A 10,953-nucleotide genomic window follows, 5' to 3' on the forward strand; every position below is an offset into this window, starting at 1 on the left:
GGGCCCGAGGCCGACGGGGTGGCCGATGGGTCGGCCCTCCCCCTCGCCATCCTCGTGGACGTTGCCGGGAAGAGGATGAAGAAGGAGTATGAACCTGTGCTGGAGAGACGGATCCACACCTTCCTCAACTATGGCGAGGGTTCCTGGCACGTCGCCCAGCGCGACCTCATCTGGGTCCGGCTCTCGAAGGAGGCGGTGGCGAAGGGGGTACGGGTGCGCCACCTCGGCACCCTCCTTGCCGGCAGGTTCAGGGCCGACTTCCCCGACCTCATCGACGCCGTGCAGGTGACCCTGATCACCGACGAAGCCGCCGTCCTCGCCGCCCGCACGGAGGCAGAGACTATCTACAGACAGAGGGACGAGAGGATCGCTGGCATGAAAGACGGGGACGCCACTCTCTTCTACTCCTGCACCCTCTGCCAGACCTTCGCCCCGAACCATGTCTGCATCATCACGCCCGAGCGCCCGGCCCTCTGCGGGGCGATCACCTGGCTTGATGCCCAGATCGCCCACGAGATAGCGCCGGCAGGCGCAAACCAGCCTGTGGAGAAGGGTGAGGTCGTCGACAACCTCACGGGCGAGTTTGCCGGGGTGAACAGGTTCGTGAAGAAGGCCTCCCACGGGACGGTGGAGAGGGTCTGCCTGTACGGGATGATGGAGTATCCCATGACGGCCTGTGGGTGTTTCGAGGCTGTGGCGGCGGTCCTCCCTGAGACGAACGGGGTGGTGGTCGTCACCCGGGAGTACAGGGGCGAGACGCCCCTCGGCATGACCTTCTCCACCCTTGCCGGGACGATCGGCGGTGGTGCGCAGACGCCGGGTTTCCTCGGGATCTCCCGGAACTACATCCTCTCCGACCGCTTTCTCAGGGCCGAGGGGGGGATTGCGCGGGTGGTCTGGATGCCCGCTCACCTCAAGGAGGAACTGGGGGAGAGGCTGCGGGGGGTGCTCAGGGAGCGCGGCATGCCCGACCTCTTCGAGAGGATTGCGGACGAGAGGACGGCGACGACCCTGGAGGACCTCGTCGCCTTCCTGGAGAGGGTCGGCCACCCGGCGCTGGAGATGGACCCGATCATCTGAGGGGAGGGACGAATGACAGAGAGGATCACGGAGGTGGCGGTCGGCGCCACCCGGACGGAGGGAGGGACGAGGACGCGGTCGTACAGGGTCGGCGGCGCCTCGGCCCTTCCCGGCATGGGCGACGCGGGGGCGAGACCCCTTATCGCCCTGGAGATCTGTGACGACCCGGCCCTCTGGCCGGTGGTCGTGCTGGAGGAGGTCGGCGACCTTGCCGGCGACCTCTCCGGGTGGGCGAAGGCCGCGGAGGAGAGGTGGGGTGCCGACCTGGTCCGCCTCGTGCTGACGAGCACGCGGCGGCGGGGTTTCGACGACCCTGCGTCGTCCGGGAAGGCGGTCGGGGAGGTGCTTGCCGCCACAGGCCTCCCCCTCATCGTCGAGGGGAGCATCGACCCGGCACTCGACACCGGGGTCTTCAGGCGGTGCGGTGAGGCCGGCGAGGGGGAGAGACTCCTCCTCGGCACGGCCGAGGCCGAGAGGTACCGCTCGGTCGCGGCCGCCGCCCTTGCCTACGGCCACGCCGTCCTCGCCCAGACCCCGATCGACATCAACCTGGCAAAACAGTTGAACATCCTGCTGCGGGAGACAGGCGTGCCGCACGACAGGATCGTGATCGACCCCTATACCGGCGCCCTCGGGTACGGTTTCGAGTACTCGTACTCGGTGATGGAGCGTGTCCGCACCGCCGCCCTTGCGGGCGACGCCGACCTTGCGATGCCGGTGATCAGCGCCGCCCAGGACTCTCTCACGGTCAGGGAGGTGCGCGAGGCCCCTGAAGGGGAGAGGGTCGAGACGGCGGTGCAGTGGGAGTTCTATGCCGCCTTCTCCGCGGCCGTGGCAGGCGCCGGGATCGTCTGCGTCCGCCACCCCGGCACCGTCGGGATGCTCAGGGAGGCGATCGCCGACCTGTGGGGGGGAGAAGGATGGCGATGAAGGCGCTCGAGGTCTACAAACTCCTGCCGAAGACGAACTGCAAGGAGTGCGGGTTCCCGACCTGCCTCGCCTTCGCTATGAAACTCGCCGCCGGCGGCGCCGGACCCGAACGCTGCCCGTACCTCGACGAGGAGACGAAGGCCCTCCTCGGCGGGGCGACCAGGCCGCCGGTGCGGGCGGCGACTGTCGGCGTCGGCGCCCGTTCCTTCACTGTCGGAGAGGAGATCGTGATGTTCAGGCACGAGAAGACCTTCTACCACCGTCCGGGCATCATGGTCTGCGCCGACGACACCTCGCCGCTGGAGGAGGTAAGGAGGAACGCGGAGGAGGTGCGTGACCTCGTCGTCCACCGGGTCGGGCAGGACCTGACCCTCGACGGCATCGCACTCCGGTGCGAGAGCGGTGACCCGGACCGCTTTGCCGCGGCCTCCATGGTCGTTGGGGAGTGCGGCGACCTCCCCCGCCTCCTCATCACGGCAGACCCCGGCGCCCACGCCGCGGCCCTCAAGGTCTGCGGCCAGTTCCTCCCCCTCATCCACGCGGCGACCGCGGAGAACCACGAGGAGATGGCGGGCCTCGCAAAACGCTACGGGTGTCCCCTCGTCGTCAGGGCCGAAACCCCGGAGGAACTCGCCGACCTCGCCGCACGGTGCACCGCCGCTGGGGTCAGGGCCATCCTCCTGGACCCGGCACCGCGGACGGTGGGGGACTTCGTAGCGCGGGCCTCGCACCTGCGGGAGCACGCCGTGAAGAGGGCGTCGCCCGACCTCGGTTACCCCCTCTATCTCGACACCACGACCCTCGGGACAGACGCCGCACTCGCCGCCGGCATCCTCAGGTACGCCGGCGTCATCGCCGTCCCGCCCCTGCCGCGTCCCTCCCTCCTCGCCGCCCTCACCCTCCGCCAGAACATCTACACAGACCCGCAAAAGCCCATCCAGGTAACGCCCGGCATCTACCCGGTGAACAATCCCGGCAGGGACGCACCCGTCCTCCTCTCGGTGAACTTCTCTCTCACCTACTTCACCCTCCTCGGCTACCTGGAAGCAGGGAAGATCCCCTGCTATCTCTTTGTCGTGGACACCGCCGGCCTCTCTGTCCTGACGGCGGTCGCCGGCGGGAAACTCGACGAAGACCTGGTGAAAAAGTCGATCGAGTCCACGGGCCTCGCAGGGACCGTGGACCACCGAACCCTCATCATCCCCGGCTACGCGGCGCCCCTCTCCGGGAGGATAGAGGACGCAACCGGGTGGAATGTGCGTGTCGGGCCGCGCGACGCCGCGGAGATCGCAGAGTTCCTGGAGAAGGGGGAATAGATGCCGGTCGTCACCTTCCTCCCCGGTTACAGGAAGGCCCGGGTCCCGCAGGGCGCCACGGTCCTGGAGGCGGCGCAGAAGGCCGGCCTCGTCATGAACGTCGTCTGCGGCGGGCAGGGGAAGTGCGGCAAGTGCATCGTCCGCATCGAGAACGGGGAGACGAACTTTGACCGGGAGAAGTTCGGCGTTCTCTTTGCGGCCGCGGAACTCGATGCAGGCGTATGCCTCGCCTGCCAGACCCGCGTCTTCAGCGACGCCCGCATCGATGTGCCGGCGCAGACACTCGTGCAGGAGCAGAAGATCCTGGTCGATGCCCAACCCCTCGACATCCCTGTCCACCCGTCGGTGCGGAAGTACGCCCTCGCTCTCTCGCCGCCCACCCTGGACGACCCCTCGTCCGACCTCGCACGGTTGCTCGACGGGGTGGAGCACGCCGGCGGACCGGCGGCGACGAAGGTCTACGCACCCCTTGAGATGCTCAGGAAGATCCCGGTCGTCCTCCGCCACGGCAGGTGGCGGTGCACGGCGACGGTCGCCCTCGTGCCGGGAGGGTACCGCCTGATCAACGTTGAGGAGGGGGGGACGGCGGCACGGCTGTACGGGGCGGCGGTGGACCTCGGGACGACGACAGTCGTCGCCTACCTCTGGGACCTCGCCGGCGGCCGCGTCCTCTCGACTGCCTCGAACTACAACAGGCAGATCTCCTGCGGCGAGGACATCCTCTCCCGCGTGAACTATGCAAAGAAGAACGGCACCGCCCATCTCCAGGAACTCGCCGCGGTGAGCGTCAACACCGCCCTCACCGCGGCGGCCGACGCCGCGGGCATCGACCTGGAGGACATCTACGAGGTGATGGTCGCCGGGAACACCGTGATGACCCACCTCCTCCTCGGCATCGACCCGGCCTACATGATCGCCGAACCGTACGTCCCGGTCGTCAGGCGGACGCTCTCGACGACGGCGCAGCGCCTCGGCCTTTCCGTCGCCCCGACTGCCGGGGTCTTCACCTTCCCCGCGGTCTCGAACTTCATCGGCGGCGACATCATCGCCGACATCCTCACCTCCGGGATGGCCGACCAGGACGAGGTCTCCCTCCTCATCGACATCGGCACCAACTTCGAGGCGGTCCTCGGCGGGCGGGACTGGATGCTCGCCTGCGCCGGGGCGGCCGGACCGGCCCTGGAGGGCGGGGAGGTGCTCTTCGGGATGCGGGCAAACCCGGGGGCGATCGAGAGGGTGCGGGTCGACGAGGCGACCCTCGAACCCGCTTTCGAGACGATCAACCGCGTCCCGCCGGTCGGCATCTGCGGCTCTGGGTTGATCGACCTCCTCGCCGGCCTGATCCGCGCCTGCGTCATCGACAGGACAGGACAGATCAACACCGGGATCGACCACCCCCGGATACGCATGGGCCGCCATTTCCCGGAATATGTCGTCGCACGGGAGGACGAGAGCGGGGCCGGGAAGGATATCGTGATCACCGGGCACGACATCAGGAACCTGATCATGAGCAAGGCGGCGGTGCTCGCGGCCTGCATCACCCTGATGGACGCCGCCGGGATCTCCCACGGCGACCTTGCCACCGTCTTCTTCTCAGGCGCCTTCGGGAACTACATCGACAAGGAGAATGCCGTCACCATCGGCCTCATCCCGGAGGTGCCCCTCGATAGAGTGCGGAACCTGGGGAACGGGGCGGTCACCGGGGCGAACCAGGCCCTCGTCAGCCGGGAGAGGAGGAAGGCCCTCGACCGGATCGCACGGACAATCACCTATATCGAACTGAACGCGGACCCGGGGTTCATGGACAGGTACACGCAGAGTTGTTTCCTCCCCCACACGGACCTTTCCCTCTTCCCGACGGTGCAGAGAGTCCTCGAAGAGTGCAGACTGCGGAGGGGGGCGCAATGGCAGGGGTGATCCCCGCGGCGGGACTGCGGGCGACCGGGGTCGGCGCCCTGCCCCACCGCGACCCTGACGCCGCCTGCCTGGCGGTCCTCGCCGCCTTCCCGGAGGTGCCGTATGCCCCGACCCTCCCGAACAGGAACCCCCTTGAAGCGATCGTCCTCGCGGAGGCGGAGTGCCTGCCCGGAGCAGAGGTCCGCGAGGGGAGGGTGGTCGTCGACACCGGGGCAGACGAAGCGATGGAGAGGGTCTTCATGGACTACCTGGAGGGGCGGGACGCCGGCTACGCCGCATCTGATGCCACGTCCTCGGGTTTCCACCGCCTGATGGCGTACGACCTCTCCGGCGCCGTCCTCCTGAAGTGCCAGGTCACCGGCCCGGCGACTCTCGGGATGCAGGCGGTGGACGCGGGGCGACGCCCGGTCCACTATGACGGGGCGTACGCCGACGTCCTCGGGAAGGCGCTCGCCCTGCGGGCGCGGTGGTTTGAGATGCGGATGCGGGAGCACGGGGTGCCGACGGTCGTGGTACTGAACGAACCCTACCTCACCGCTCTCGGGTCGCCTGTCGTCCCCCTCGACGAGGAGACGGTCCGCTCCTCCTTCGACGACGTCGCCGCCCTCCTCGAAGGGGGCGTCGGCATCCACTGCTGCGCGAACACCGACTGGGGATTCGTCTTCTCCCTCTCCCCATCTCTCGTCTCCTTCGACGCCCACGCCCATGCCCGCGAGTTCCTCCTGTACGGCGACGACCTCGCGGCGTACCTCGAATGGGGCGGGGTCGTGGCATGGGGGATGGTCCCGGCGGACAGGCCGGCACCAGACGCGGGGGAACTCAGTCACATCCACGAGCGCTTTGCCGCGATCAGGCAGACTGTCGCGGACCTGGTCGGCGACGAGACCTTCATCGACCGCTCCCTGGTCACGCCGACCTGCGGGATCAGGACAGCGGACGAGGCCGGGGCGGGGGCGGTCATGGAGGCGGCGGCGGCGGTCGCACGGCGGGCGCGGGGTGAGGGAAAATGAAGCCCTGCACCGTGGCGATCGCCGGGAAAGGGGGGACAGGGAAGACGACGATCGCCGCCCTCCTGGTGGACACCCTCGTAGCCGCCGGCGTGCGCCCTGTCCTCGCCGTGGACGCGGACCCGAATGCCAACCTCCACGAGGCGCTGGGGGTCGCTGTCGGGGAGACCCTCGGCACGATGCGGGAGGAGGCGTTCACCCGCGGTATCCCGCCCGGCATGGACAGGCGGGCCTACATCGGCTACAGGTTCAGGAAGGTGCTCGTCGAGGCCGGGGGCTTCGACCTGCTGGCGATGGGCAGGCCCGAGGGAACCGGGTGTTACTGTTTCGCAAACGATCTCCTCCGCGAGTGCGTCGACGCACTGGTGCAGGACTACAGCTGCGTCGTCATCGACGCCGAGGCCGGGATGGAGCACGTCTCCCGCGGCACCGTCGGGGCGCCCGACGTCCTCCTCGTCGTCTCCGACCCCTCGGCCCGCGGCCTGCGGACGGCGCTGCGGATCCGGGACCTCGCCGTCTCCCTGGGCCTCGACGAGGGGCGGATCTTCCTGGTCGTCAACCGCTCGAAGGGCGAGGCGGTGGCCGACAACCCCCTCCCCCTCGCTGCCGTGATCCCGTATGACCCGGCGATCGAGGAGGCCGACGTCGCGGGCCGTCCGGTCATCTCCGTCCCGCCGGGGAGTCCGGCGAGGGTGGCGGTAGAGGGGCTTCGCCGGTGGGTGATATCATATACTGCTGTCCGGCCTCCCTCCAGATAGGGAAGAGAGGAGAGAGATTTCAAAATAGCGGATCTATAGAAATCCTTTGGATTACTCTCTTTGAGGGGTTGGCCGCCCTCGAGTCAGGATCGAGCAGGAGACAGCAATACTCTCATTAGGTCTTCGATATGGCCTTCCCGGCCCAATCCTATGATGGGGGTCCGGGGGTCGCAACCCCCGGCGCGAAGATAGGGGAAGGCGAGTGATCAGAGGAGCGCTCTGACAAAAGCAGGAGAGTTTGACTTTGTAGAAACTCTCATGATGAATCTTTGTGCCGGGGGCTGGCCGCCCCCGGACCCCGGCCATTAGGATAGGCGGAGGATGGCAAAACCCTCTCAGGGCATCCTGTTCGCTCTAAGGATCTGGGAGGTGAACCTGTCGGTCAGAGAAGGACTGGCACGTAGCACAGACCATGAAATCTGAATGCCTGTACCAGTGTCCCGCAGCAGGGATCTGCCACTCCCACGCACACCCCTTTTATCGCCAGGCGTCCACACTATTCCCCATGGCGATCCACCCGATAGACTACCGGTACGGCACTCCGGAGATGAAGGCCGTCTGGGGTGAAGAGAACCGGTTCAGGTGCATAGTGGCGGCAGAGGTCGCGCTCGCACAGGCCGAGGCGGCGTGCGGGGTCATCCCGGCCGACGCCGCGACGACGATCAAGGAATGTGCAGGCAAGGCCACCCTCGCACGGGCGAATGAGATCGAGGCCGAGATCAACCACGACATGATGGCCGTCGTCAAGGCCGTCACCGAGGTCTGCGGCGACGCCGGACGCTGGATCCACTTCGGCGCCACCTCGAACGACATCCTGGACACGGCCACCGGCCTCCAGATGAAGGCGGCGATGGACCTGATCGAGGAGAAACTCCAGAAACTCCTCGCCGTCCTCCTCCGCAGGAGCGAAGAGACGAAGCACCTCGTCTGCGTGGCACGCACCCACGGCCAGCACGGCGTGCCGACGACCTACGGCCTGCGCTTCGCGATCTGGGCGAGCGAGATAGGACGACACATCGAGCGCCTCCGCGAGCTGCGGCCGAGGGTTGCGGTCGGTCAGCTCACCGGCGCCGTCGGGACGCAGGCGGCCCTGGGCATGAAAGGGCTCTGTGTCCAGCCGAAGATGATGGAGTACCTCGGGCTCTCGGCCGTCGACGTCTCGAACCAGGTGATCGCCCGCGACCGCTATGCCGAGTACGTCCTCTTCCTGGCGAACATGGCCACGACCCTGGACAAGATCGGGGTCGAGATCAGGTCGCTCCAGAGGACCGAGATCGCCGAGGTCGAGGAGGCCTTCGGCAAGAAGCAGGTCGGGTCCTCGACGATGCCTCACAAGAGGAACCCGATCAAGAGCGAGCAGGTCTGCGGCCTCGCCCGTATCGTCCGCTCGATGGTCGAACCCGCCCTCCAGAACAACACCCTCTGGGACGAGCGCGACCTCACCAACTCCTCCTGCGAGAGGGTGGTCTTCCCCGAGTCCTCGGTCCTCGCGGACCACATCCTCAACGTGATGACCAGGGTGCTCGACCGCCTGAACATCAGGGAGGAGAACATCAGGAAGAACCTCAACCTTCTCCACGGCGTGAACCTCGCCGAGTCGGTGATGATCGAACTGACAAAGCGCGGCATGGGCAGGCAGGACGCCCACGAGGCCGTCCGTGTGGCGAGCATGACCGCCCTCGCGGAGAAGAGGAGCATCGCCGGCGTCCTCGAAGAGAACCCAAAGGTCGCGGCCGTCCTCTCCTCCGAAGAGATCGCCGTCCTTCTCAACCCGGACAACTACATCGGCACCGCGGTCGAGCAGGTCGACCGGGTCATTGCAAAACTCAGGCCCCTAGCGGCCTGAAACACCTTTTTTCGGCTCGGGAAACCTATTCTCCAATGATCTCTTAGCCAGGGGTGGTCGGCACGGGCGATGAGGTACGACCCACCCCCAAATATGGCTAAATTGCCCCCTATTTCAAGAACAAAGTCCCTCATCAGGGACCATTTTGGGCGTCTTTTCCGATCAAACCATAGAGACGTTTTTTCATGCAACGCACCAAGGGGACCGGGTCTTTCCCGGCCCCCTAAGCCGCCGTATGACTGTAAGTAATACCGGACGTCATGGCAGTCCGGTACTCCTGCGATAAGGGCAAGAAAAGAGACGGGATTGTGGCGGATTTCAGGAGACCCGACTCTGCTGAATCCTTATTCTTTTGTCAGGGTGGCTCTTCTGATCACTCACGTCCCCTCCTGTGAGTTGGTGCATTTCCAGGGCCTTTCGTCTCCCCAGACGGTTCGGCTTCACTCCTGCAGAAGAGGAGGAAGGGAGCGTCAGGTTACGCTTGACCTGGGTGCAGTGGGAAGGGAAGAGCCGCAGGGGCTGGAAAAAAGAGGATATTATCCCCGTCTTCCCCTGAGGAGGAGGGCGGCACCTGCCGCGAGGGCGGCAAGCCCGAAGGGGAGGGGGCTCTGCTGTGGAGTGGTCGTCGCCGTGGGGGCAGGAGTCGTAACCGGGAGTGCGGTCGCGGTTTCGGGCGGGGTCACCGTCGGCGCAGGTCCGGATTCTGCGATCCCGATCGCAAAGAGGGAGAAGCCGGGGCTCTCGGTGGTGAAGGAGTAACCGTGCTCGTCCTCGCCGACAACATGGGTCGGGAGGGCGTGCCAGGCGCCGTCATGGTACCGGTAGAGCACGACGTCTTGGGGGGCGAAGTCCCGCTCTTCCAGCCATTCCTTCGGGACGGTGAAGTGCAGGGCGGCACCGGTGAGGGCGGCGGCGGTGGTGCGGTAGAGGGTCACCTCGTCGTACTCATAGACCGCACCCGCAGGGGCTTCGACGCCCGGGGGCAGGCCTCTCTTCTCCACGGTGACGAGCACCTCGGGGATCTTCTCGCCGGCCGTCACGCCCACTTCAGAGATCGCAGAGTTCTTGATGCCGAAGGAGGCGTGGCCGCCTGCAGGGATGTTGCTCGCAGTGCCGGCAGAGGCGTCGGAGTGGCCGCCGCCGGAACTGTGGGAATGGGGGGGAGGGGTCTGTGTTGATGTCGGTGTCGGTGTCAGCGTCTGTGTTGGTGTTGGTGTTGGTGTCGGCGTCGGCGTCGGCACCGGTTGCAGGGAGAAGGAAATGGGTGCGTTCGGACCAGAGACGATCGTCACCGTCTGGTTCGCGGGGGTCACGTAGCCTGCAAAGGAGACGGTGATCGTGTGGTCACCGATGGGGAGGTAGAGGGAGGTGTCGGTGATGCGGGTGATGTTCACGCCGTCCAGGTGGATGTACGCCCCCGCGGGCGTGGCGTTGACCGCCACTGTCCCGCCGTACACCAGCGGGAGGGCGTCGGTGCCGAGGTCCGGGATCTCCAGAGTCTGATCGCAGATGCCGTCGAAGTCGGCGTCCGCACACCACTCCGAGATGTTCTGGGCGGGGTCATTCAGCCAGAGGTTGCCGCCGAGGTACGGCCCGCCCGCGATGTTCGTGCCGGCGGTGCGGGTGGTGTTCAGGACAGCAGCGGACCCCTCTGCATAGATGTTGGTGGGGTTGTCGAAACGACAGTTGGTGATGACGGCACCAGTGGAACTGATGAAGAAAGCACCGCCGCCGCAGGTCGTTGCCGTGTTGTTCTCAAAGGTGGTGTTTGTCAGGGCGGCATCGTTGGAACTCTCGAAATACGCACCACCGCCGAGCCGTGCTGCCGTGTTGTTTGCAAAGGTGGTGTTTGTCACGGTGGCATTGAGGGATCCCGCGAAATACGCACCGCCGCCCCAGATCATTGCCGTGTTGTTCGCAAAGGTCGTGCCCGTCATCAGTCTGGCACCCTCGGAACGGACGAAGAACGCACCGCCGCCAGAGTTTGCCGTGTTGTTTGCGAAGGTGGTGTTTGTCAGGGCGGCACCGGTGGAATCGAGGAAGTACGCACCGCCGCCATCAGAGTTTGCCGTGTTGTGTGTGAAGGTCGTGTCCGTCAG

General features: G+C 66.5%; 8 protein-coding genes. 7 read left to right on the forward strand and 1 reads right to left on the reverse strand.

The window, feature by feature from the left end; translation table 11 throughout:
* The 7 genes from cdhC to purB form a co-directional block, all read left to right on the forward strand.
* On the forward strand, window positions 1-1,080 hold a 1,080-nt coding region (gene cdhC, locus Q0520_RS03310), incomplete at its 5' end, for a CO dehydrogenase/CO-methylating acetyl-CoA synthase complex subunit beta (RefSeq protein ID WP_298666563.1).
* Window positions 1,081-1,092: 12 nt separating this feature from the next.
* Entirely contained in the window at window positions 1,093-2,010 is a 918-nt protein-coding gene (locus Q0520_RS03315; protein WP_298666566.1) for an acetyl-CoA decarbonylase/synthase complex subunit delta, read from the forward strand.
* Window positions 2,001-3,326 (forward strand): acetyl-CoA decarbonylase/synthase complex subunit gamma, encoded by a 1,326-nt coding sequence (acsC, locus tag Q0520_RS03320; protein WP_298666568.1) that lies wholly within the window; start codon window positions 2,001-2,003, stop codon window positions 3,324-3,326. Before Q0520_RS03315 ends, acsC begins: the two co-directional genes overlap by 10 nt.
* Window positions 3,327-5,243, forward strand: a complete 1,917-nt coding sequence (locus Q0520_RS03325) for an ASKHA domain-containing protein (protein ID WP_298666571.1) — start codon at window positions 3,327-3,329, stop codon at window positions 5,241-5,243. It begins immediately after the preceding gene.
* On the forward strand, window positions 5,231-6,253 hold the full coding sequence (locus Q0520_RS03330) for a hypothetical protein (RefSeq protein ID WP_298666574.1): 1,023 nt from the start codon (window positions 5,231-5,233) through the stop codon (window positions 6,251-6,253). Before Q0520_RS03325 ends, Q0520_RS03330 begins: the two co-directional genes overlap by 13 nt.
* On the forward strand, window positions 6,250-7,008 hold the full coding sequence (locus Q0520_RS03335; protein ID WP_298666577.1) for an AAA family ATPase: 759 nt from the start codon (window positions 6,250-6,252) through the stop codon (window positions 7,006-7,008). The genes Q0520_RS03330 and Q0520_RS03335 overlap by 4 nt, the downstream gene beginning before the upstream one ends.
* 505 nt (window positions 7,009-7,513) lie before the next feature.
* Window positions 7,514-8,854: an adenylosuccinate lyase gene (gene purB / locus Q0520_RS03340; protein WP_298666580.1), complete on the forward strand. Its 1,341-nt coding sequence runs from the start codon at window positions 7,514-7,516 to the stop codon at window positions 8,852-8,854.
* Window positions 8,855-9,390: 536 nt separating this feature from the next.
* Here the strand turns inward: purB and Q0520_RS03345 are convergent.
* Window positions 9,391-10,953 (reverse strand): PGF-pre-PGF domain-containing protein (locus Q0520_RS03345; protein ID WP_298666582.1); only part of this gene is annotated, 1,563 nt, incomplete at its 5' end.

The sequence above is a fragment of the uncultured Methanofollis sp. genome (assembly GCF_937919355.1).
Lineage (GTDB): Archaea > Halobacteriota > Methanomicrobia > Methanomicrobiales > Methanofollaceae > Methanofollis.

Coding starts and splice junctions, on each gene's coding strand:
- Q0520_RS03335 (WP_298666577.1), top strand. CDS start 6,250: ATGAAGCCCTGCACCGTGGCGATCGCCGGGAAAGGGGGGACAGGGAAG.
- acsC (WP_298666568.1), top strand. CDS start 2,001: ATGGCGATGAAGGCGCTCGAGGTCTACAAACTCCTGCCGAAGACGAAC.
- Q0520_RS03330 (WP_298666574.1), top strand. CDS start 5,231: ATGGCAGGGGTGATCCCCGCGGCGGGACTGCGGGCGACCGGGGTCGGC.
- Q0520_RS03315 (WP_298666566.1), top strand. CDS start 1,093: ATGACAGAGAGGATCACGGAGGTGGCGGTCGGCGCCACCCGGACGGAG.
- Q0520_RS03325 (WP_298666571.1), top strand. CDS start 3,327: ATGCCGGTCGTCACCTTCCTCCCCGGTTACAGGAAGGCCCGGGTCCCG.
- purB (WP_298666580.1), top strand. CDS start 7,514: ATGGCGATCCACCCGATAGACTACCGGTACGGCACTCCGGAGATGAAG.